Source organism: Ferrovum sp. JA12, assembly GCF_001431705.1.
Classification (GTDB): domain Bacteria; phylum Pseudomonadota; class Gammaproteobacteria; order Burkholderiales; family Ferrovaceae; genus PN-J185.
In genome coordinates, this window is sequence record NZ_LJWX01000002.1 from 378813 (window position 1) to 401109 (window position 22297).

Genomic DNA, 22297 nt, shown 5'->3' on the forward strand with positions numbered 1-22297 from the left:
TCAATACCTCCGCGCCGTGCTGCCAACGCCATCGGTGCGTTCGATACGAACGACGGCGGCCTTGTCCGCACCTAGCCGCAACTCGGCTGCACCAAACAGCCGATCCACCACGTAATAGGGCGAGCGGAAGCGGTAGTTCACGAGCTGGCCATCGCCCTGCTGCCCGATCACGAATAGCGGCGGCAGCTCGCCCTGCGCGATGCCAGCAGGGAACTGGATATAGACCCGCTCGCCGTCATCGAACGCGCGCAGCGGTTTCCATGGTGGGCTGTCGCCGGTGATCGCGTAGCGGAACTTGATCTGCTCCAGCGACAAGCCTGAGTCCACTGGCGCTGCCGCCTGAGCCTGCTGCGCCTGCTTCTGCAAGGCCAGCATGCGGTCTTTCGGATAATCCCACGAAGCCGAGGCCATCCACGCCTGCGGCGTCGACGACATTTCGAGCAGGTAGGTGCGGCGGTTGGTGGTGATGACCAGGTTTGTCTTCAAGCCGACGCGGGTGGGTTTCACGAGTATGTTCACACGCAGACTGGCACCCGCGCCGCTGGCCGTGTCGCCCACTATCCAGCGCACGGTGTCGCCGGCCGAGACCGTCACCAGTTCCTCGCCCTGCTGCAAGGTGATAACAGTGACACGCTCCGGACTGGTGTAGAGCTGATACAGCGCGCCGTCCGTATAGGGCCAGACCTGGATCGCGTTTATATATCCTTCGCGGCTGGGGGCCACGCGGGCTTCGGCATTGGCGCGCGCCACACGAACCTTCTCGTCGGGCGATTCGGCGACTGGCTTGTCCTCTGGCGAGCTCGCCAGCGGCTTCAACTGTTCGGGCAGCGGGAGTGGTTTGGGCACTTCGACCACCTCGATGGGTTTGGGCAATTCCGGCAGCGCGTGCGCCGCGACGGGTTCGTCCAGCGTGATGTCCGGCGGCGGCTTGCCGTGTGTGGCGCAGCCGCTGACAGTCACCAAGGTGGCGCTCAGGATCAACGGCAAAGCGTAAATACGGATTTTGGTTTTCATGGTTTCTTGGCTCCTTCGATCGCGTCGAGTTCACGGCTCCAGGAAAGGCCGTTCACGTAAATTCCTAGGGGGTTCTTGCGCAGTCGCTCCTCGGTGCGCGGCGGTTGCAGTACGATGGACAGCACAGCCGTCCAGCGCTCGACGCCAGAGGGCGAACCGTTCACATAGCTGCGCTCGATCCAGCGCACCTGGAACGAGGATTCGCTGGCGCGCACGACGCTGGTGATCTCGACGGCCGTCGAGGTCTGGCCGATGCGCGCGAACGGATCGTTGACGCGCGCATAGTCGTTCAGCGTGGCCGCACCTTTATCGGTGGTGTAGTCGTAGGCTTCGAGCCAGTTCTGCCGCACCACGATGGGATCAATCGACAGCGAGCGCACGTCGGTGAGGAAGCGCGCCAGGTGGTAGGCGATCTGCGCGTCGTTCGGCTTGTATGGCGTGGCGGCCTCGCCCACCGCGCGTACCTGACCGCCGGTGGCCACCTCGACCACATAAGGCGTGACGATGGACTGCGCCGAGCGCCACACCAGCCCACCCGCCATCAGCAGCGCGAGCGACAGACAGCCGAAGGCCATCAGCCGCCAGTTCTTCGCCTGCACGCGCGCACTGCCGATGCGCTGGTCCCAGACCTGCGCGGCGGCCTGGTAGGGGGTGACGGGCTCGGGCGTTTCCGAGTACTTCACCTGGGGTCGTTTGAATCGCATGAACTGATCTCCGTTAAGCTTCCTTAGTGGTTCGAATCGTCGCGCAGGCTCGGGCTGGCCCCGCTGCCGCCGTGATCGCCCGAGCGCAGGGTGTGCGCCGCCGTCGTGGCCGCATGGCTCACCTGCTGTTTGCGGCGCATTTGTTTGGCCCAGGCGGGCTCTGCCGTTGATGGCTTGGCTTCGGTCGAATCGGCCGATTCGGTAGAACTCGCGGCCGCCGCAGGCGCAGCAGCTTCCGCGACGAAATTGGCTACGCGATCCTTGACCGCTTTCGCACTGGCGGCGACGCGCTGGCCGACGGCCCCGGCACCGCTCTTGGCTACATTGGCAAGGCCTGCGCCAGCAGCACGAACTCCACCGCCACCCGATGCGGCTGCGCCAGCCTGGTAGGCGGTCTTCGCGCCGCTTGCCATTGAGCTGGTCGCACGCCCGACCGATGCAGCGCCACCGATGGCCGCGCGCGCAGCGCCTGGCGCCATGCGCGCACCCGCCGCTACCGCCGCGCCACCTGTCGCGATAGCGGCACCACCGGCGACAGCCAAACCAGCAGCACCCAACGCCGTGCCGGCCGCCGCACCGGCTCCGAGTTGAGGTGCGCCGGCTACCAGTCCGGTGGCAATTCCCGGCCCGAAGATCCCCAGCCCCAGCATTGCCAGTGAGGCCAGCATGATGGTCAGCGCCAGATCGATAGAGGGCTCAGTGCCGGGCGGCACCTGGAACTGTGCAAACAGTCCCGTGCCGATGCCGACGATCACCGCCAGCACCAGCACCTTGATGCCCGATGACACCACGTTGCCCAGCACCCGCTCGGCCAGGAACGCGGTCTTGTTCCACAACGCAAACGGCACCAGTACGAAACCCGCGAGCGTGGTCAGCTTGAATTCGATCAGCGTGACGAAGAGCTGCACGGCGAGCACAAAGAAGCTCACGATCACCATCAGCCAGGCGAGAAACAGCACGGCGATGACATCGAGGTTCGCGAACACCTCGGGGAAGCCGGTCAGGTCGCTGATCTGCGCCATGATCGGTTGCGCCGCATCGACGCCGACCTTGGCCAGATGGCCCGGCTGCAGAAACTGCGTTTCTGTCAGCGTGGAACCGGACGCCACCAGTCCGAGTCCGGCAAACGAGTGGAACAGGATGCCTGCCAGGTTGTTGAAGTTGCCGATGATGAAAGCGAAAGCGCCGACATAGAGCGTCTTCTTGATCAGCCTGCCGATCACGTCCTCGCCGCCCATGGCCCAGAACAGCCCGGCCAGCGTCATGTCGATCACCACCAATGTGGCGGTGAGGAACGCCACCTCACCATGCAGCAGGCCGAAACCCGAGTCGATGTAGTGTGAGAAGACATCAAGGAAGTGGTCGATGACCGACAGGTCGTTCATGGCTCAGTCTTTCGGTGCAGAAGCGGGTGCAGCCGATGGCGCGGGCGTGTACGGCGTGCCGCTGCCCATGAAGCGCCGCCGCGTGGCTTCGGCGGCCATGTTGCATTGGGCGTCCCCCGCCTTGTCGTGGTCGGCCTTGCACTGCGCGCGGACTTCCTTCAGACGTTCTGGACTGGTCATCAGCGATTCGACGGACTCGGCTGGTTCCGGTTTGCCGCACGCGGCCAGCAGCACGGTGCAGGCGGCAGCGATGAGGAGGGTTTTCATGATCACGTTTTCTCAATTGCCGTAGTAGTTGACGGTGTACGGCGTATAGGGCGTGCCGCCGCCCTGGAAGCGGCGGCGCACTTCACGGGCACGCTCCTGCACCGCGACTTGACGTGCCTGTTCCAGGGCGGTAGCACGGTCCTGCGTGATCTGAAGCTGTTGCGCCTGAATCGCCTGCCGGGCTTGCAAAGCCAGCAACTGGTTCGTCGCCTGTGTGGCTTGCAACGCGCCGACCGCCGACTGGCTGTTGTTCACGAGGTCGGTCAAGGTCTGCTCGTCGGACGCGAAGTTCTGCACCGCCTGCGATTGCACCTTGGTCGCGGTGCGCAACGCCTCCAACGAGTTGTGCCAGCGTGTGCGCGCATCGGTGGCCATCTGGCTACCCGAGGCGGAGGCGGTGTAGGCATCGGGATAAAGCCGCGCGAACTCGGTTTCCATCTGCGACACGTTGAAGGCCAGCCCCTGTGCCTGCTGGATCAACTGGTTCGTCGCGGATAGCGCCGAGCGCAGTTCATTGAGCGCGCTGAAATTCAGGCCTGTCAGGTTTTTCGCCTGGTTTGTCAGCATCTGCGCTTCGTTCTGGATCTGCCTGATCTGGTTGTTGATCTGCTCCAGCGCGCGTGCGGCCGTCATGATGTTCTGAGCCAGATTTGAAGGATCGAGCACGATGTCTCCGACCCCGAAAATGGCGTGCGCAGGCTGCACCACGCCGACAGCCATCGTGCCCGCGACAATCAGGACGGCAATTTTTTGTTTGAATGAAGACTTGAGATTCATGGCGTTTCTCCTTCTGGTGGATAGCGATCAATCAGCTCTGCGGCCCAATTGAGGCCGCAGTGGCGCAGCCAGGCGGCTGCGAAGTCCTCAGGTGGCGCCGACGCGGAAACGGCGTCGATGGCGCGTTGGTCCTCGGGCTTGGCCGCACCAGCAAACGCCAGCGTCACCGGCCCGAGCCCGAGGTCGAAGACGCGGTTGCCGAGCCTGGACTGGTAGTAGTAATCGCGCTTGGGCTGTGCGGTCGCCACGATCTCGATTTGCCGCGTGTTGAGACCGAATCCTTCATAGATGACGCGAATCTGCGGCTCGGTCGCCTGCGGGTTGGGCAGGAAGATACGGCTCACGCAGCTCTCGACGATGGCTGGCGCAATGCTGGAATCCTTGATGTCCGCCAGTGACTGCGTGGCGAAGATGACAGAGACGTTCTTCTTGCGCAGCGTCTTGAGCCACTGCCGGATGCGCGCGGCGAATACCGGGTCGTCGAGGAACAGCCAGGCCTCATCGAGAATCAATAACGTCGGAGCACCGTCGAGGCGTTCCTCGAAGCGCGCGAACAGGTAGCGCAGTACAGCTAGCGCCGCCGCCTTGCTGTGCATCAGTTCTTCCATCTCGAACGCCTGCACGTCGGCGAAACCGAGCCGATCATGGTCGGCGTCGAGCAGCTTGCCGTGCGCGCCGCCCAGCACATAAGGTTGCAGGGCCTGTCGCAGTGCGTTCGATTGCAGCAGCACAGACAAGCCGGTCATGGTGCGCTGACCGAGCGGCGCGCTGGCGAGACTGTTCAGCGCCGACCACACGGACTCCTTCTCGGCCGGCCCAACAACCACGCCTTCGTGAATCAACAGGCCTTGGACCCATTCGGCCGCCCAGGCGCGATAACCGTCCTGGTCGATACGGGCCAGCGGCTGGAAGGCGATGGCACCATCAATACCCAGGTCGTAATGCTCGCCACCCAGCCCAAGCACGGTGGCGCGAATCGAACGCCCCATGTCGAAGGCGAAGATGCGCGATCCGGCGTAGCGGCGGAACTGCATTGCCAGCGTCGCGAGCAGCACCGATTTGCCCATGCCGATGGGGCCGACCACCAGCGTGTTGCCCACGTCGCCGATGTGCGTGACCAGCCGGAACGGTGTCGCGCCATCGGTGCGCGTCACGATCAGTGGTGGGCCGTCGAGATGTGTATTGCGCTCTTGTCCTGCCCACACGGCGGAGACCGGCATCATGTGCGCGAGGTTCAGTGTCGAGACGATGGGCTGGCGCACGTTGGCGTAGGCATGTCCCGGAATCGACGACAGCCAGGCATCGACCGCGTTCAAGGTTTCGGGAATGGTCACGAAGCCACGGCCCTGGATCGTCCGCTCCACCGCGTGCAACTTTTCGTCGGCGGCGGTGGCGTCGACATCGAGCACCGTCACGGTTGCGGTGACGAAGCCGAATGAAACTTGGTCACTGCCCAGTTCCTGCAAGGCCGCGTCGGCATCGGCCGCCTTGTTCGACGCATCCGAATCAACCAGCGGGCTTTCCTGCTGGAAGATGGTCTCGCGCAGGAGTGCTGCGATGTTCTTGCGCTTGGCGAACCACTGGCGACGCAGCCGACCCAATTCGCGCTCGGACTCCGCCTTGTCCAGGCACAGAAAGCGTGTGTTCCAGCGGTAGGCAAAGCCCAGGCGGTTCAGGTCATCGAGCAAGCCCGGCCAGGTCGAGGTCGGGAAGCCGCGCACCGACACCACGCGCAGATGCTGCGTGCCAAGCATGGGCGCAAGGCCACCGGTCAGTGGTTCATCGGCCAATAACGCATCGAGGTGCATAGGCACCTCGGGCACGGCCACCGAATGCCGCCGCGTGGACACGCAGGCATGCAGATAGGTCAGCGTCTGGCCATCATCGAGCCAGAGGATCTCGGGCATCACCCCTTCAAGCAAGCCGAAGAAGCGTTCGGTCTCCGACACAAAGCCCTCCAGCCGTTCACGCCAATCCACGCCTTCGACCTTGCTGTTCTCGTACAGCAGTTTCGCGGCGCGGGCAGTCGATTCCTCGGGCGGCAGATACAGCAGCGTCAGGTGGTACGCGCTCTCGAAGTGGCTATCGGCCTCCTCGAATGCGGCGCGGCGCTCTTCATCGACCAGCCAGGACAGCGGCTCGGGAAACACCGATTCCGGGTAGTTCGCCGCTTCGCGCCGTTCGGCCTCCACGAACAGCGCCCAGCCGGAACCAAGCCGACGCAACGCGTTGTTCAATCGCGCAGAGGTTGCGACCAGTTCGCCTTGCGTCGCGCTGTCCAGGTCTGGCCCGCGAAACCGTGCTGTGCGCTGGAAAGAGCCATCCTTGTTGAGTACGACGCCGGGCGCGACCAACCCTGCCCAGGGCAGCCAATCGGCCAACAGCGCGGGACGCTTGCGGTATTCGGCGAGGTGCATCATGGGATCGTCCTCACACGTCCAGCAGTTGCCGGTGCTTGATGTGCCGCGCGAACACGGCCATGAACTGCGCATCCAGTCGCGCGCCCCACACGGCCAGCGAGTGCCCAACAATCCACAGCACCATGCCGGGCAGCCAGAGTTGCAGCCCGAGCCCCACGGCGGCGGCCAGTGTCCCGTTGGCAATCGCCACGGTGCGCGGTGCGCCACCCAACAGGATGGGTTCGGTCAGCGAGCGGTGCAGCGGCACCTCGAAGCCGGATGCGTCAGCAGGTAGCGCGTTCATGCCAGCACCGCTCCGCCGCTGAAACTGAAGAAGGTCAGGAAGAATGACGAGGCGGCAAACGCGATCGACAGACCGAACACGATCTGCACCAGCTTGCGGAAGCCGCCACTGGTGTCACCGAAGGCTAACGTCAGCCCGGTGGCAATTATGATGATCACCGCGATGATCCTGGCCACTGGTCCCTGGATCGAATCCAGCACCGATTGCAGCGGCGCTTCCCACGGCATGTTCGAGCCTGCGGCATGCGCGGGAATGGCGATGGCCAGCAGCAGTGCGGCGAGAGCCACGAATTGCAAGGCAGGTTTTACGGAAATGCGTGAAGTCGTCATGACGGTTCTCCTGGAGTTGATGAAAGTAAAGGGACGGAAGGCATCAGCTCGGCGCTGAGTTGGTAGCCGTGGCTGTCGAAGCCGATGACGCGGGCGATTTCCTGCACGCGGCGTGCATGGCCGCGACCGGCGATGTAGACGATGACGTTCACCGCTTCGGCGATCAGGGCGCGTGGTGGCGTCACCGCGACTTCGAGGATCAGTTGTTCCAGGCGCAGCAGCGCGCCCGCAGCGGAACCGGCATGGACGGTGGCGATGCCGCCCGGATGGCCGGTGCCCCAGGCCTTGAGCAAGTCCAGCGCTTCGGCACCGCGCACTTCACCGACGACGATGCGGTCTGGGCGCAGCCGTAATGTCGAGCGCACCAGCTCGGCCATGGTTACGACACCTGCACGGGTGCGCAGCGGGACGTGGTCGTGTGCCGTACATTGCAGCTCCACCGTATCTTCGAGCACGATCACGCGGTCGCCGGTGGCCGCGACCTCGTCGAGCAGGGCATTGGCCAACGTGGTCTTGCCGGTACTGGTGCCACCCGCGATCAGGATGTTCTGGCGTTCGCGCACCGCGTTACGCAGGAATTCCGCCTGAGCCTCGGTCAGGATGCCGTCGGCCACGTAGGCGTCGAGCCGGATCAAGCCGACCGCGCGCTTGCGTAGCGCGAAGACCGGCCCCGGCGTCACCGGTGGCAGCGCACCCTCGAAACGTTCGCCGGTCTCCGGCAACTCGGCGGACAGCAGCGGCTTGCCCGCATGCACCTCGGCGCCCACGTGGGCTGCGACCAGGCGGATGATGCGTTCGCCATCGGCTGGCGTGAGGCTGACACCGAGCGGTTCGCGGCCACTGCCCAGTCGATCCACCCACAGCGAACCGTCCGGGTTCAGCATGACTTCCACCACGTCGGGGTCGTTCAAAGCTTTGGCGATGTCCGACCCCATCGCCGTGCGCAGCATGAGCACGCGACGCTCCAGCGAGGCTGACAAGCTCTGATCGTGCGGCGCGCTACTCATGACGGCACTCCTTCTGATTCGTCGGCAGGCGCTGCGGCGGGAACATTTTCCGGCTGGGCGAAGAACTGGCTCTGATCGGGCTGGATTTCTTCGACCACGTCCTTGACCAGGCTGCGCCCGCGCAGCAGATGCCGACCGAGCTGTTCGATGAACTGCTCAAAGCGTGCCCGTCCCTGGGCGCGCACCGCTTCCTGATGCGCTTCCGGCACGGGGGTGCTGACGGTGAGGAAATAACGCACGTACAGCGCCAGCGTCTCGATCAGGATGTTCTGGTCGCGCTCCAGCTTGTCGAGCTGGCGAGACAAGCGATCCAACCGCTTGGCGATAGCCGCCTCGCGCTGGTCGCCGGAATCGGGCGACAGGAACGAAGCCAGCGCGGCGGCGATGATCGAAGACTTGGACAAGCCCTTCATGGTCGCCAGCTCGTCGAGCCGCCTGGCGTGCTCGGGTTCGATGAAGAGGTTCAGGCGGGTGCGGCTCATAGCGCAATTCCATCGTCAGGGTCGAGGGCCGCCAGCCGCGCGGTGCGTTGCAGGCGTGGATCGAGCTGGGCGGGCAGGGGTAGCGGCAGGTCGTCGTCATCGAGCAGGCCTAGATCGTCCACCGCGTGTTCGGGTTCCGGCATGAACGCGACTTCGGCCAGTTCCGGCTGCTGCTGGCGACCGCCGTCGTCGATGGCCTCACCGTGTGCGGGGAAGACCAGACCAGGAATCGGTGCAGCGAGTATGGCCAGTCCGGTCCAGTCGTCGGGTCGTGGTGCCGGGACATCGGCGTAATGCCCAGGCCGCAATGGCGGCGGCGCCTGAATGCGCGTCTTGAAATTCGCGTCCAGGTAGTAGCGAATTTTCTGGGCCTTGATCGGTGGATGGCCCGACACCATCACCACTTCGTCGTCGGGCGGCAACTGCATGACTTCGCCGGGCGTGAGCAGCGGCCGTGCGGTTTCCTGGCGCGACACCATCAGGTGTCCGAGCCACGGCGCCAACCGGTGGCCCGCGTAGTTGCGTTGCGCGCGCAATTCGGTGGCTGTGCCAAGGGCCTCTGAAATGCGCTTGGCGGTGCGTTCGTCATTGGTGGCGAACGTGATGCGTACGTGGCAGTTGTCGAGGATGGAATGGTTCTGGCCGTAGGCCTTGTCGATCTGGTTGAGCGATTGCGCAATCAGGAAGGCGCGCAGACCGTAGCCCGCCATGAAGGCCAGAGCCGACTCGAAGAAATCCAGCCGGCCCAGCGCCGGAAACTCGTCAAGCATCAGCAGCAGCTTGTGGCGGCGGGCGATGCCGTCTGATCCATCGAGCGACTCGGTGAGGCGTCGCCCGATCTGGTTCAGGATCAGCCTGATCAGCGGCTTGGTGCGGCTGATGTCGGAGGGCGGCACTACCAGATACAGCGACACGGGATGAGCAGCGTCGATCAGGTCGGCGATGCGCCAGTCGCAGCGCGATGTCACTTCGGCTACCGTGGGATCGCGGTAGAGACCCAGGAAGCTCATCGCGGTGGACAGCACACCCGAGCGCTCGTTTTCGCTTTTGTTCAGCACCTCGCGTGCGGCGGAGGCGACTACGGGGTGCGGAGCATCGCCAAGATGTTTTGTGGTCATCATCCGGTGCAATGTGACTTCGAACGGGCAGGCCGGATCGGACAGGAAATTGGCGACGCCACGCAGTGTCTTGTCTTCGCCCGCGTAAAGCACATGCAGGATCGCGCCGACCAGCAAGGCATGGGAAGTCTTTTCCCAATGATTGCGCCGCTCCAGCGCGCCTTCGGGGTCGACCAGGATGTCGGCGATGTTCTGTACGTCGCGTACTTCGTGCATGCCGCGCCGCACTTCGAGCAGCGGGTTGTAGGCAGCCGATTTCGCATCGGTCGGGTTGAACAGCAGGCAGTGCGAGAAGCGCGAGCGCCAACCGGCGGTCAAGTTCCAGTTCTCGCCCTTGATGTCGTGGATCACGGCGGAGCCGGGCCACGAAAGCAGTGTAGGCACCACCAGGCCGACACCCTTGCCGGATCGCGTCGGCGCGAAGGCCATCACATGCTCGGGGCCTTCATGGCGGAGATAGTCGCCATCCTTGCGGCCCAGGAAAACCCCGGCGGGTCCGGTCAGGCCGGAACGCTGGATTTCAGCGGGGAGCGCCCAGCGTGCCGAACCGTAGGTCGTGACCAGCTTGGATTGACGCGCGCGCCACACCGACATGGCGATGGCCGCCATGGCGCCGGCGAAGCCGCTGCAGGCCGCGATGGCGCCGCCGCGCAGGAAAATGTCTGGGGCGTAGGCATCGAAGAAGTACCACCACTCGAACAGCTTCCACGGGTGATAGACCGGCATACCGAGCAGGTCGAACCACGGCGCGCCCAGGCGTAGCTGGTAGCCCAGTGCAGCCGCCGTCCACTGGGTGGCACTCCATATTCCCAGTAATACGATGGTAAAAACCATCATGATTTGGCCAGTCAACACGCCGGTCGGCACCATGCCGCACCCCCTCATGTGGATTACTCGATTCAGTCCATTGCGATGTGCCGTCAGCGCGGTACCCGCGAATCAGAATTGGCCTATCGTCAAGGTTCGAAGCGGCACCGATCCGGCACCGCTTTAGACATCGCAAGTTTGGGGGCGCCGCGAGTATGAGAGAACCTGCTCCGGCGAAGGGCTGCTAAGAGGGGAGTACAACGATGATTATTTTTGTTACGTTCAGTACTGATCGTTCGTCGGTTTGAGCAGTCGACTTGCAACTAAACGATTTCAAAAGGCTGGCGTATTGATCACGTAGTTAACAATTTCCGCCATGCGGCTTATCTGCGTGCCGTTAGCAGAGTCAGCATTGCTATGCTAACGCGTGATCAACTAGCCGTCAGATAGCCCAGTGTTCGGTAACCAAGTACGTTTCGCGTGGCATTTCCCGGGTTCATGGATTCAGCATACACATCGTTCTCGACATAGACATGCATACGATCACCGTCTATGTCCAGGACTACATTGCCCGCTTGGTTGTTGGTGATCTTATCCAGCCCACGTCGATTCCAAGCGTCATAAGCTAGGTGGTCCGAGTTGGCTACACCGAACAGAGTCAAGCGCGGCTTTAATACATCCAAAAAATCCCATGAGCGACCGGAATCGCGCCCGTGGTGCGGAGCAATCAGCAGGTCGCAGTTCGCGACATCCTCAATATGATTGTCCAAGATGTGCTCCCATGTCGCGTCATGGGAATCGCCCGTGAAGATGATCTTGAAGCCGGCCGTGCGATAGACAATCACGTAGGAGCAGTCGTTGAAATCTTCGTTCTCGTTGGCTTTATCCACCAGGTCTCTGGTTGGTGCGATCACTTGGAGCCCATCGGCACCCTCGCCGATATCGTCTTGGTTTGCATACTTAAAAATGTCGCCAGCAAGGATTTTTAGCGTTGTGGTGCCTTGCTCGTTGCCCTGTTTTACCTTCGCGTAACGATCCCAGTCTTCTTCCTTATAGCCATTGTAGCCATTGAAGTCAGGCTTGGGTTTGTCGGCGCCCGAGTGCCAGAAGTTGCTGATGGCCAACTCGTCCATCAAGGCATTGAACCCGTCCAGGTGATCCATATCAGGATGGGTCAGGATGAAGCGCCAGATTGAGTTGATCCCGATATTGGACAAGTAGGACTGCGGCCTTGTTGGATAGGCCTTCATGTTAAAGTTGCCGCCCGTGTCGGAGCCCGCGAGGCCTGCTAATTTCATTAGTCGATTGGTGGACTCATTCAGAGTGGTCAAGTTGCCACACGAGATGTCGATCATCGTGATCCTGCCACTGTTGTGTTGAACCACAATACAGTCGCCCTCACCCACATTGAGAAAGTGTACGGTGGCCATCGTGTCAGCCTCTAAGCAATGCGCTGGTGACATGCGCGCAATTGATTACATTTGGCTCCATCCCCCCCCCATTTCTATTGAGCACCATCAGCGAAGTCCCTTGAAGCCCGGTCGATAGAGGTTTCTAAGTGTGTCCGCATTCATTGAAAGCCAGTGGCTCTTTCGCGCCGTAAAATCAAGCTCACTTGAAACTTTCGTCGAATTGGCGATTAGATTAGTGGCACGGAATTTATGCGAATGCGGCGAAAGCGACCGGATTAGCACATCACCCGTTTTGGTCGTCATAATCGGAATGTTCAGATCAAAGAGTCTCTGGCGAACATCGGGCTTGGGATGTTCGAACTGGTTGTCAAACTGGCTACAACAGATGGCGATCCTTGGCCGGACTATTTCAAAGAACGTTTTCGAATTGGTGGGGCAATCCGCTCCGTGATGCGCAAGCAATAGGACATCCACTTCACGTTTAAAGATCTTGCAGCGCCGAAGGTAGGCGCCGATATTCGCATCCTCCACGTCTCCTAGGCTAGCGATGTTAAAACAACCCTGACGAAACAGCTTGATCGTCGAATTGTTGTTTGATTCACTATCGAATAAGGCACGCGGGTGATACAGAGTGTCTCGATATGCCAGATCCTCTGCATTTTTGAGCCCCTTGATGTAGTCTGGATCGACAGCGATGCATTTTACCGACCGCCCCTTGTTCGAATTCGTCGTCCTATAGTTCAGAATTATCTTTAAGCATTCATTTGCGGTATCACTATGCGGCCGATATCCTGGATACTCAATTTTCGCGGGTTTGTAGATTGATAGTATTTCCTCAAGATCAGCTATGGCGCAATGATCCTGGTCCCAGCCGGTAATGTGCAGTACGTCAATGGAGGTCTTTCCACACTGCGCTAATTCTTGGTTCAGGTTCGGGCGACTGAGATCGGTAAGCCGCGCTTCGATTAACGTAAACGTGTCGTCGGCAAAGACCGAAAAGGAAGCACCGGCATTGCCAAGCTGATATGCACGGAATCGCGTCACGATGGATCGAGTGGTCATTTCTTTTTCGCCCCATCATTGGTGGATTCAAGCGCCAAGACGTTTTGCACTAGCCGTATACCAGTGTTCCGAGCAGATAAGGAAAGCCAAAGAAATTGCACCGCTAGCCCGCCGATGAGCATTGATTGAAGGGCGAGCCGAACACCTGACAACGCAGTAGCTATACCAGTAATCACCAATATCAAGAGCGTTAGACTGGATGAATCGCGAAACAAGAGAAACCGCTTGTGTGCGTCGCCGACGATGACATTCGATTGATGTCCCTGGAATAACCGATACCAGCAGGTATTTTGATCCCTTGGACTCTGCGGAAATTCTCCTATCTTCTTCTTTAGGGCTGCCATATTGATTCTAGGGTCGGCTTCTGCGTGTTCGCTAAACGCGCGATGTCCAGGCAACGCGTCTTTGAAACGCCAAAACACGATTGAAGCCTTCGCGTTTGATGGCACTAGGTCATTCAAAAACACGGCCATGATTGGGCCAGCGGTCGCCAGCAATACTCCACGAATGAGTGCGGACTGCGCAAGCTCAGTCAGCGATGCTTGAGTAAACGCAAAACCAGTAAACACCAAAACAATTACAACAATGTCGGCGCTTACCAGAAGCCATATGGCCTTTCCGTTCGCAGCTTTAAGGGACGACGACCGTTTAGTCTTAGCCATTACCACCTCCCGTTCCAGGTCTGGACACAACGGCCCATCCCAACGACAACTCCTCGGCCTGTTGCAGCACCGTTAGCACAGCCGAATCCTGAAGTTCAAGTGGGTAATCGCCCATGGATTGAAAATCGCAAGTGAAGCACTCATGCCAGACGATCATTTCACCAGCTCCATCAACTTTCCGAAGCTGTTGACCACGTCGTACTTGACGTTTTCGGGGGCGTACTTCCTGTTGATCTCATCGAAGAACTTCCGGGCGCACTTGATCTTGGTTTTCTCAATCTCGTTGAGCACCATTGACGACATCGACCCCTTGGTCTCGGCCACGAAGTACACGTGCTTGACCGTGCCTTCCTTGAACGTGACGGCCCAGTCGGGATTGTAGTCACCGACTGGCGTGGGGATCAGGAAGCCGCGAGGCAACTTGGCGTATACGACGACTTCAGTGCAGGTATCCAGCTCCTTCACGAACTCCCGCTCAATGCCGGAATCGGTGATCACGTAGTCGTAGATGTGCCGTTTGAGCTTGTCACCAGCCTTGCTGAAGTCCTGCTTGGTCTGGCCTGCGGTGAAGATGTCGAGGTCGAACTTGTCCTCGACCGGGTCGTAGGCCAAGTGTTCGATGATCATCGTTGCCTTCTGCTCGTTGATCAGTCGAACGGCCTCGGCGATGAAGCTTTCCGGATTGGTGCGGAACTGTGCAAACACCGCGACGCTGATCCCCTTGAGGATGTCTGCCGTCGTGCGCCGGGTCAGTTGCGTCCCTTCGGCGACCTTCCCAATGAGGTCGTACTTCACGGCCGAGTGGATGGAATGCACATTCTTTTCGGTTTCGGTGGCCTTGAGCACGAAGGCTTCGCCATCCTTTAGCCCGTCATAGGTCACCTGGGCAGCCTGCTCGCCGGTCTGAATCGTGTACTGCAACGGTGTCACGCGCAGACTCTTGTCCAGTTCGTTGACGGCCTTCGTGACCAACTCCGCTGAATCAAAGTCAACGCTGTAAGCTGCCTTGCGATTGATCCGGTTCCACAGCTCCTTGAACTCCTGTTTGTCGAAGTTGCTGTTGAGCGGGTTCTTCTTCGGGCGACGGTCGTCGCTGATCTCAAACATCTGGCTGTCGCTGAAGACGCTGTCGATCAGTTGGTACACCTGCTCGGCATGAGCCTGCAGCTCCGGTGGTAGCGGTGCCAGGGTGCCTTCCTTCTTGGCCTCGTGGTACGTGCCGGTGATACGGTCGGTGTCGTCGCTGTAGTCGTTCTTGAGCAGGTACTTGTAGATCTGCTTGGCCAATTGCGGCGTGACCTCGACATCGCCGGTCGCGGTCTTGAGCACCTTGCCGGTGAAGTAGGCTTCGTCTGCCACCTTGGGGCGGACCGACAAGGACTCGCTAATGTCCTTTTGCAGTGCAGAGACGAAGTCTTTGTAGCTCTCGCTGGCCACGACCGTGAGCACGTTGACGTCATGGACGATGGCGGGATGATCCATCCGGTCGCCAGTCTGATTGACCGACAAACGCAGGCCACGGCCCACTTCTTGACGCCGGGAAATGGTGTTGTCGCTGTGTTTGAGAGCACAGATCACGAACACGTTCGGGTTGTCCCAGCCTTCACGCAGGGCCGAGTGCGAGAAGATGAAGCGCACCGGCTCCTGCAATGACAACAGGCGCTCCTTCTGCTTCAAGATCAGGTCATAAGCATCCACGTCATCAGACAACCCGGCGCTCTCGCCACGGGCTGCAACTGCGGGGTCAACGTCACGCTTGGTCTTCTTGTCGATGGAGAAATAGCCCTTGTGTGTCTTGGCTGGGGCGATGTCCCTTAGGTACTTGATGTACGGCGTTTCATCCAGGTCCAGCACCTCGTTGAGGTAGCTCTGGTACTCCTCTTCAAAAATCCGTGCGTAGTCACCTTTCTCGTCGGCCGCTGAGTAGTCACGGTACTTGGCGACTTCGTCGATGAAGAACAAGGTCAGCACCTTGATGCCTTGCTGGAACAGGGCCAGCTCCTTATCGAAGTGAGCCTTGATGGCTTCCCGAATCTGGATGCGACGCAGGGCCGCCTCATTCACGTCGCCATCAGCCTCGCCCACAAACAGCTCCACGCCGTTGGTGAAACTCAAGGTGTCAGTGTTGGCGTTGATGTCCGACACCACATAGCCACGGTACTGATCCAGCCCGTTTGAAAGGTCGAACAGGTTATCGGTCTTCACCAGTTTGCGCACCACAGGCTTGATCTCGCCGGACTTCAGCTTCTGCTCGAACTCGACACGGGCTTCGGGTGGCTTTTTGGTCGAAATCTCGATGGACTGCAAGTACAGGTAGGCATTGGTACCGGCCAGCCCCTTTACCGAGATACCGCGCACCGCAATCTTCTTCACCAGCTTCTGGTTGTAGGCATCCAGCGCGTCCAGCCGATGGATCTTGTTGTGCGTGGTCTTGTGGGTGGCCGAGTAACGCAGCACCATCAGTGCCTTGAATTCCTCTAAGGACTTCAGGGTTGCCGAGCCCTCCATTTTTTGTGGCTCGTCCAGGATCAGAATCGGCCGGTTGGCGCTGATCACATCAATCGGGCGGCGCGACTGAAAATCATCGAGCTCGTCGTAGATGCGCCGGTTATCAGCGCCACGGGCGGCAAACGCCTGCACGTTGATTACCATCACGTTGACCCCCGCGTCCGAAGAGAAGCTCTCCAGATGGTGCAGTTGCTTGGAGTTGTATATGAAGAAGCGCGCCTTCTTGTGATACGTCTCCAGAAAGTGCTCTGCCGTGATCTCCAGTGACTTGGCCACGCCTTCGCGGATGGCAATGCTGGGCACCACGATGATGAACTTGCTCCAGCCGTACTGCTTGTTCAGCTCGAAGATGGTCTTGATGTAGCAATAGGTCTTGCCAGTGCCAGTCTCCATCTCGACATCAAGATTGACCCTGCTAACCTTGGTCTTCACCAGTTCGGACGACTGCGGCAAGTTCTGTTGATGCTGAACTTGGGTGATGTTCTCCAGCAGCGCAATATCGGTCAGCTTCAGGTCGGCGTTCTTGAACCCGCCCTCCGCAAACAGGTCTTCGACCCCTTTCTTGGCCTTGCCCGGATCGATGCGGTAGCTGATGGCCTCCGCCGTTGCAGGCGGTTGCCCTTTGAAGCAGTCGACCACGGCTTGCACCGCCGCTGTCTGATAAGCCTGCGTCTTGAATTTGAGTTTCATTGCGCGCCCCTCAGATGCATTTCACTTCGGTGGCGGGCGACAAGAGCTTGAAAATCTGCTCGACGTTGATCTTCACCGCGCTGTTCTTGTAGCCTGCGTCGCGAAACACCACACGAAGCGGCTGCTGCTTGGCCAGTTCCTTCACGAAGGCTTCGTCGATGCTTCCGCTGGCGTCGAAGCAGGCGGCAAGCACATTGCCATCGACAAAAAACACGTCTTTGCCTTGAATGGACTGCTTGGTAATGGGCAGGGCCAGATCGACGCCCCAGTCCAGCATCACCTGGAACAGCAGGTCATCAGACGTGCGGTCGGGCTTGATGTTGTCAACGAACAGGTCGAGGTTGGTCTTGTCAAGCGCATCAGGTGCGTAATAGACCTCAGCCATATTGGAAGCGTCAACTTTAAGAATGCGAAAGCCAATGTCTAGCTTGTCGCCCCCTGCCTTTTGAGCGTTGTCCTTTTTCACTTTCTTGCCAGCTCGTCGAATGCGCTCCTTGCTTATTTCTGCAATGTTGGCAGGCTTCCGAATGCTCTCGCAAAATTCGATCGCGGCGGCATTGTCTACGTTACCTTCATCCAATGGCTCAGGTAACTGAACCAGTATGAAGCGCCTTCCTGGAGACTTGATTACGTTTACGTCAAAGATGGCTTGCGCGGTCGTTGCTGAACCCGCGAAGAAATCCAAAACAATATCGCCCGGCTCAGTAGTGAGGCTGACCAAGCGCTCAATTAGCGCTGATGGCTTTGGGTACGGGAAAATATCCTGATTGCCAAGCAGCTCCGCAATTTGTGTTCGTGCGATCTGGGTGTCTGGAACATCGGACAGAATCGACTTAGGCGACTCGAATTCCACCCTTTTCTTTGAATATAACTTCCCGTTTTCCTTGAAGAAAAATTCAAGAATTTCTTGGCCCTTTGTGTCGTACACTTTCTTGCCATCAAGCCAGTCTTGGATCATGTTTTTCATTGTCCAACCGGCTTTAAGCGTAACGGCACTTTGCAGCGCACCGTCCTTAAATACCATTTGCCCAACGATCTCAACCGACTCCGTGCCCGATAACTCCCCCGTCAATATCTGATCCGTGCCTTCGTACCGTACGCCAGCTGGGAAGCTAATTTCCGATGCCGGATGCCGACGGTCAACTTTCTTGTTGCATCTGTCAATTGAGTGCTCAGCATCACCCTGCTTATTGAACAAGGGTAGCTTGGACTTGTCTTTCGCGTAACCAACAACGTATTCGTGTGACCTTGAAATGTGACCTGCATTAATGCCACGAGGTAGCGACCAAATAAATGGCGAAAGGGCATTTTTCTCCCCAAACACCTCATCGCATACCTTCCGCAAGTTAGTAACCTCGTTTTCATCTATGGAAATGAAAATGACGCCCTCTTCGGCTAACAAGTTCAATGCGAGCCTGAGTCTTGAGTAAATCATAGACAACCAGTCCGAATGAAATCTGCCATTGGCCTCCGTATTCAGGGTTAGCTTTCTGCGCATCTCATCCTGTTGGTTTGACTTGACTCGGTAGGAGTCATTGCTCTCCGAATAGTCATCTTCATAAAGCAAATCAGTTCCCGTGTTGTATGGTGGATCGATGTAAATCATCTTCACTTTGCCGAGATACGTTTCCTGAAGCAGCTTCAGCGCGTCGAGATTGTCGCCCTCGATGAAGAGATTCTTCGTGGTATCGAAGTCCACGCTTTCGGAGCGCACAGGCCGAAGTGTCTTGGCAATCGGTGCATTGGCCGTCAGCAGTGCCTCACGCTTACCCGGCCAATTCAGGTGGTAGCGTTCCTGTGGCCCTTCGACAATTGACTCAGCCAGCTCCTGCCGCAGCTGGTCAAAATCCACCGCGAGCTTCACAACGCCATCTTCGCCCTTGGCTTCGGTGACGCAGCCCGGAAACAGCTCGCGAATGCGGGCGATGTTGTCCTGCGTGAGATTGGGCGAGTGCATTTTCATTTTTTCCATCGTTAGTATCCTTGGTCCGTGCTACGGTTTTGGCGGGGCGACGAATTCTCTGCTCTACCCGTAAAAGCGGTTGGAATAGATAGCCTCATTCTTTATCAGACGAATCTTGATTCTTAAGTTCGTCGAACTTGGCCGCCATCGTCGGATTGCCCCGAGTCAGCTTCTTGATCGTCACGTCTTGCGCCTTGTCGTTCGCAAGACGAAGATTTTTATCGGTGCCGAGCAGCGCCTCCTTCGTTTTTTGCAGGTGGTCAATCGATTTGTCGATCTCATCAATCGCCGTTTGGAAGCGCCTGGCGGCAAGGTCGTAGTTCTTCCCGAATGCAGTCTTAAAAGTCTCAAGCTCGGTTTCAAAGTTCGTGATGTCGATGTTTTGCGCTTTCATGAGCGCCAGCTCCGACTTGTACTTGAGTGAATTCATCGCTGCATTTCTCAACAGCGTGATGATGGGAATGAAGAACTGCGGGCGGACGACGTACATCTTTGGGTGGCGATGAAACATATCGACAATCCCGGAGTTGTATAGCTCACTGTCGGGTTCGAGCAGGGAGACCAGAATTGCGTACTCGCACCCCTTCTCGATGCGATCCTTGTCGAGCTCCTTCAAGAAGTCTTCGTTCTTTTTCTTGGTAGCCGTTTCGTCAATCTCGTTTTTCATCTCGAACATAATCGAGACTATCTCGGTGCCAGCCTCATCCGAGTCGCGAAAAATGTAGTCGCCCTTGCTGCCGGTTCGCGAATCGTTGTCCTTTTCGAAGTACGCCCTGGGAAACGCTGTGGCACGGATTCGGTTGAACTCGGTCTCGCAGTGCTGTTCAAGGGTTTCACCGACCATCTTGGTCGATAGCCGCGCCTTCATGTCTCGAAGGCGCTCGATCGCGTCATCGCGATCTTTGATCTGCGTCTCGTACCTTTCCTTCAGGGACTTCTCGGCGAGATGTTTTTCAAGCTCTACCCGCTGCAAGCCGTTCTTCAGCTCGTCGCGTTCCTTTTCGACTGAACTGACTGCCTCGGTGATCGCGAGTTTTTGTGCGATGTTACTGGCGTCGAGCTTCGCCTTCAGCTCCTGAATCTCTGCCTCTTTGGTCGCAGCAGTTTTCTGCAATTCGTTCAGTAGTTTGGCCTCAGCGAGTTTGGATGCGGTGTGCTTGTCATGCTTCGCCTGCTCAAGCTCGTTTGCAAGCGCGTCGCGTTCTTTCTCCACTGCGCTCAAGGCTTGGGCTACAGCGAGTTGCCGTGCAACCTCACCGGCATCGATCTTGGATTTCAGCTCCTGAATCACGGCATCCTTGTCAGAAACAGCCTTCTGTAATTCGTTGGCGATTTTTGCTTGAGCGAGTTCGACGGCGTTGCGCTTGTCCTGCTCAGCCAGCTCAAGCCGCTCATGTAACTGCCTCTCGAAGTCGCTATCGCGAACTTGCTTCAGGATGTCCGCATACCCGGCCTCATCAATCTTGAATGCCTTACCGCAGTGCGGGCAGATAATTTCATGCATAGTTATTTACCTCCCACTTTGGTCAAGATTTTTAAAAGCATCTCAGGCACTTCGCCCTCGGCCTTGAGTGTTGCCGTTCGGTAGGCGAGTTGATTCTTCTTAAGTCTTATCCCTGCGGCAACCTCGACGTCGTTGCAGGCCGTGACCCACTCTGGCCAGTTTGTCGACAGGAACGCTTCAAGGTTATCCTCGAAAATTGCAGCTTTATCAGTAACGGTGGCGGACGGGAAGTCTTCTTCAGGTAGCCCGAAATACCGCATTAGCTTGCGGTTCTCTGCTGCATGATTGTTCCGCTCCTTATCGATATCTTCTTGCTTCTTGTTTTTGGCCTTGGCGCGTGCCTCAAACTCGCCATCCGCATCAAAGAGTGCGTAAACAGGCACGCCAATCGAGGTCAGGATCGCATGTGCGAGTGGGATCGACGTTTTGGCACCTACGAAGACAATGGATACACCTGCCGCTTCAAGCGAGCCGGGTGCAGACCTATCTCCAATGCCATAGAACACTGATGATTCTGTCGGTCCTTCCACAAGGAATGCTCGGTTCGCAAAGAGTGCGATAGCGAGTTGATCGGCCACATTGTGGTCAAGTCTTCGATCAACCACATCAGCATCCACAATTCCGTGCAGCTTGGCCTTTACGTCAGCAACCGTTGCGTAATGAACAGAGACCACTGGGGTCTCATCAGACGACCTTGTCAGCCGTCTGACTTGATCAAAGTGCCGCGCCTCAAGAAAGTAGGGACTATGAGTTGCATAAGTCACTTGAATGCGCATATCGGCGTCCTCGGTGAGAGACCGTAGCACTTTTGCGAACGCTTGGGCTTGGATCGGGTGCTGAAAGAGTTCCGGCTCCTCGATCGCAAGACAGATGATACCTTCTGCTGACGCTGCGCCTGACTGCGCCAAGAGCTGGAGGGCCGAGATTAGAAGCGTGCGCTGAAAGCCATGTCCCTGTCGCTCAACATGAGTCTCGGTTGTGCCATCGAGCACTGCCACCTCGAATGTGGTCCGAGGGGCCTTGAGTACCACCTCAGCAGGGGAAACCGTAACAGCCCGACCAGGCGAGTAAGACGCGACGACCTCGTTGAGCTGCGTCGTCATGGCATCGAGCTGCGTCTTGAACTTCTCCTCGTAGACTTTCTGCTGCTTCGCGCGTGACTCCTCGACGATTTCTGCGATCGCTTCATCAGCTGCTGCACGATCGACCGAACGCTCAAGAATTCGGCCAATGATGCTCGACTTCCCGTCAATCGACTCCTCGCTCGCCCGAAGGTCGGCAGTAATCAGAACGAAGTCGAAAAGACCACTCATCTTGCCGCCGCTGTTGAAACCGAAGAAGTCAGTTTTCAGTGGTTCAGGAGCGTTGACAAGATGATCAGTGTGAGATGCCTCCCATGCTGTCATTGCCTGTTCAACGGCAGCGCCGGTGTTCGCCGCCGGGAGGCCCAGGCATGGTTGGCTAAGCCGAAGAGCGGTGTACATATCCTTCTTCGCTGCAGCACCGCTTGCCGCCTTGATCGCGTTGAACTCTGGAAAGCCCTTTGCATTGGCGGAGAGTTCATCAGAGCCATCAGGGAATCGGCGCTTCCATGCAGTGAACGTATCAACACCTTCCGGCGCGTACTTGCCAAGTGCCTCGCGGTCATTCTCGGTAAGCTCAGCGAATGTGACCTGAATTTCGATGTCTTCGTCAGTCGCGCCAAATGAGCAATCCTTATCCGTCAGCGACCCAGGCTTGCCATTGAAGAACCAGTCGAGCGCACGAAGCACAGTTGACTTGCCGGCTCCGTTAGGCCCGATAAAAGTCGTGACGGAATCAAAGGGGATCGTCACGTCTTTTAACGCGCGAAAGTTCCTGATGTGAACGGATCGGATCTTCATTTCAGTCTTGACTCCTTGAC

18 protein-coding genes are annotated in these 22297 nt (G+C 58.5%); all 18 read right to left on the minus strand.

The genetic code is table 11. The annotated features are described in order from the left end of the window. The 18 genes from trbG to FERRO_RS06990 all read right to left on the minus strand — a co-directional run bounded on the left by trbG (position 1) and on the right by FERRO_RS06990 (position 22277). Positions 1-1014, minus strand: coding sequence for a P-type conjugative transfer protein TrbG (gene trbG, locus FERRO_RS06905; protein ID WP_056930144.1), 1014 nt, complete (start codon positions 1012-1014; stop codon positions 1-3). Next, positions 1011-1718 (minus strand): conjugal transfer protein TrbF, encoded by a 708-nt coding sequence (gene trbF / locus FERRO_RS06910; protein ID WP_056930145.1) that lies wholly within the window; start codon positions 1716-1718, stop codon positions 1011-1013. Before trbF ends, trbG begins: the two co-directional genes overlap by 4 nt. Before the next feature lie 23 nt (positions 1719-1741). After that, a complete protein-coding gene (gene trbL, locus FERRO_RS06915) occupies positions 1742-3103 on the minus strand; it encodes a P-type conjugative transfer protein TrbL (protein WP_056930146.1) in 1362 nt (453 codons plus the stop codon). Between the two features lie 3 nt (positions 3104-3106). After that, entirely contained in the window at positions 3107-3370 is a 264-nt protein-coding gene (locus tag FERRO_RS06920) for an EexN family lipoprotein (protein ID WP_056930147.1), read from the minus strand. A 12-nt stretch (positions 3371-3382) separates the two neighbouring features. Continuing rightward, positions 3383-4147 (minus strand): P-type conjugative transfer protein TrbJ, encoded by a 765-nt coding sequence (trbJ, locus tag FERRO_RS06925; protein WP_056930148.1) that lies wholly within the window; start codon positions 4145-4147, stop codon positions 3383-3385. After that, a complete protein-coding gene (gene trbE, locus FERRO_RS06930) occupies positions 4144-6567 on the minus strand; it encodes a conjugal transfer protein TrbE (RefSeq protein WP_056930149.1) in 2424 nt (807 codons plus the stop codon). Before trbE ends, trbJ begins: the two co-directional genes overlap by 4 nt. 10 nt (positions 6568-6577) lie before the next feature. Then, positions 6578-6850 (minus strand): VirB3 family type IV secretion system protein, encoded by a 273-nt coding sequence (locus FERRO_RS06935; RefSeq protein ID WP_056930150.1) that lies wholly within the window; start codon positions 6848-6850, stop codon positions 6578-6580. Beyond that, positions 6847-7179: a TrbC/VirB2 family protein gene (locus FERRO_RS06940; RefSeq protein WP_056930151.1), complete on the minus strand. Its 333-nt coding sequence runs from the start codon at positions 7177-7179 to the stop codon at positions 6847-6849. The genes FERRO_RS06935 and FERRO_RS06940 overlap by 4 nt, the downstream gene beginning before the upstream one ends. Beyond that, entirely contained in the window at positions 7176-8186 is a 1011-nt protein-coding gene (gene trbB / locus FERRO_RS06945; RefSeq protein ID WP_056930152.1) for a P-type conjugative transfer ATPase TrbB, read from the minus strand. Before trbB ends, FERRO_RS06940 begins: the two co-directional genes overlap by 4 nt. After that, on the minus strand, positions 8183-8668 hold the full coding sequence (locus FERRO_RS06950) for a CopG family transcriptional regulator (RefSeq protein WP_056930153.1): 486 nt from the start codon (positions 8666-8668) through the stop codon (positions 8183-8185). The genes trbB and FERRO_RS06950 overlap by 4 nt, the downstream gene beginning before the upstream one ends. Continuing rightward, a complete protein-coding gene (locus tag FERRO_RS06955) occupies positions 8665-10656 on the minus strand; it encodes a conjugal transfer protein TraG (RefSeq protein WP_056930154.1) in 1992 nt (663 codons plus the stop codon). Before FERRO_RS06955 ends, FERRO_RS06950 begins: the two co-directional genes overlap by 4 nt. A 368-nt stretch (positions 10657-11024) precedes the next feature. Continuing rightward, positions 11025-11891: a ComEC/Rec2 family competence protein gene (locus tag FERRO_RS06960; RefSeq protein WP_160318116.1), complete on the minus strand. Its 867-nt coding sequence runs from the start codon at positions 11889-11891 to the stop codon at positions 11025-11027. A 219-nt stretch (positions 11892-12110) separates the two neighbouring features. Next, positions 12111-13067, minus strand: coding sequence for a hypothetical protein (locus FERRO_RS06965; RefSeq protein ID WP_056930156.1), 957 nt, complete (start codon positions 13065-13067; stop codon positions 12111-12113). Continuing rightward, positions 13064-13729, minus strand: a complete 666-nt coding sequence (locus FERRO_RS06970; RefSeq protein ID WP_056930157.1) for a hypothetical protein — start codon at positions 13727-13729, stop codon at positions 13064-13066. The genes FERRO_RS06965 and FERRO_RS06970 overlap by 4 nt, the downstream gene beginning before the upstream one ends. A 153-nt stretch (positions 13730-13882) precedes the next feature. Next, positions 13883-16927, minus strand: coding sequence for a type III restriction-modification system endonuclease (locus FERRO_RS06975; protein WP_056930158.1), 3045 nt, complete (start codon positions 16925-16927; stop codon positions 13883-13885). Between the two features lie 10 nt (positions 16928-16937). Continuing rightward, a complete protein-coding gene (locus tag FERRO_RS06980) occupies positions 16938-18899 on the minus strand; it encodes a site-specific DNA-methyltransferase (protein WP_056930159.1) in 1962 nt (653 codons plus the stop codon). An 85-nt stretch (positions 18900-18984) separates the two neighbouring features. After that, a complete protein-coding gene (locus FERRO_RS06985; protein ID WP_056930160.1) occupies positions 18985-20394 on the minus strand; it encodes a DUF2130 domain-containing protein in 1410 nt (469 codons plus the stop codon). Between the two features lie 2 nt (positions 20395-20396). Then, positions 20397-22277 carry an ATP-dependent nuclease gene (locus FERRO_RS06990; RefSeq protein WP_056930161.1) on the minus strand — a complete coding sequence of 627 codons (1881 nt, stop codon included), beginning with the start codon at positions 22275-22277 and terminating at the stop codon, positions 20397-20399. Between the last annotated feature and the right edge of the window lie 20 nt (positions 22278-22297).

Bases quoted from the DNA above. Each gene is read 5' to 3' on its own strand.
- FERRO_RS06920 (WP_056930147.1), bottom strand. From the start codon at position 3,370: ATGAAAACCCTCCTCATCGCTGCCGCCTGCACCGTGCTGCTGGCCGCG.
- FERRO_RS06935 (WP_056930150.1), bottom strand. From the start codon at position 6,850: ATGAACGCGCTACCTGCTGACGCATCCGGCTTCGAGGTGCCGCTGCAC.
- FERRO_RS06990 (WP_056930161.1), bottom strand. From the start codon at position 22,277: ATGAAGATCCGATCCGTTCACATCAGGAACTTTCGCGCGTTAAAAGAC.
- FERRO_RS06980 (WP_056930159.1), bottom strand. From the start codon at position 18,899: ATGGAAAAAATGAAAATGCACTCGCCCAATCTCACGCAGGACAACATC.
- FERRO_RS06955 (WP_056930154.1), bottom strand. From the start codon at position 10,656: ATGGTGCCGACCGGCGTGTTGACTGGCCAAATCATGATGGTTTTTACC.
- trbG (WP_056930144.1), bottom strand. From the start codon at position 1,014: ATGAAAACCAAAATCCGTATTTACGCTTTGCCGTTGATCCTGAGCGCC.
- FERRO_RS06985 (WP_056930160.1), bottom strand. From the start codon at position 20,394: ATGCATGAAATTATCTGCCCGCACTGCGGTAAGGCATTCAAGATTGAT.
- trbJ (WP_056930148.1), bottom strand. From the start codon at position 4,147: ATGAATCTCAAGTCTTCATTCAAACAAAAAATTGCCGTCCTGATTGTC.
- FERRO_RS06950 (WP_056930153.1), bottom strand. From the start codon at position 8,668: ATGAGCCGCACCCGCCTGAACCTCTTCATCGAACCCGAGCACGCCAGG.
- FERRO_RS06940 (WP_056930151.1), bottom strand. From the start codon at position 7,179: ATGACGACTTCACGCATTTCCGTAAAACCTGCCTTGCAATTCGTGGCT.
- trbF (WP_056930145.1), bottom strand. From the start codon at position 1,718: ATGCGATTCAAACGACCCCAGGTGAAGTACTCGGAAACGCCCGAGCCC.
- trbB (WP_056930152.1), bottom strand. From the start codon at position 8,186: ATGAGTAGCGCGCCGCACGATCAGAGCTTGTCAGCCTCGCTGGAGCGT.
- FERRO_RS06975 (WP_056930158.1), bottom strand. From the start codon at position 16,927: ATGAAACTCAAATTCAAGACGCAGGCTTATCAGACAGCGGCGGTGCAA.
- FERRO_RS06960 (WP_160318116.1), bottom strand. From the start codon at position 11,891: ATGAAATTAGCAGGCCTCGCGGGCTCCGACACGGGCGGCAACTTTAAC.
- trbL (WP_056930146.1), bottom strand. From the start codon at position 3,103: ATGAACGACCTGTCGGTCATCGACCACTTCCTTGATGTCTTCTCACAC.
- trbE (WP_056930149.1), bottom strand. From the start codon at position 6,567: ATGATGCACCTCGCCGAATACCGCAAGCGTCCCGCGCTGTTGGCCGAT.
- FERRO_RS06970 (WP_056930157.1), bottom strand. From the start codon at position 13,729: ATGGCTAAGACTAAACGGTCGTCGTCCCTTAAAGCTGCGAACGGAAAG.
- FERRO_RS06965 (WP_056930156.1), bottom strand. From the start codon at position 13,067: ATGACCACTCGATCCATCGTGACGCGATTCCGTGCATATCAGCTTGGC.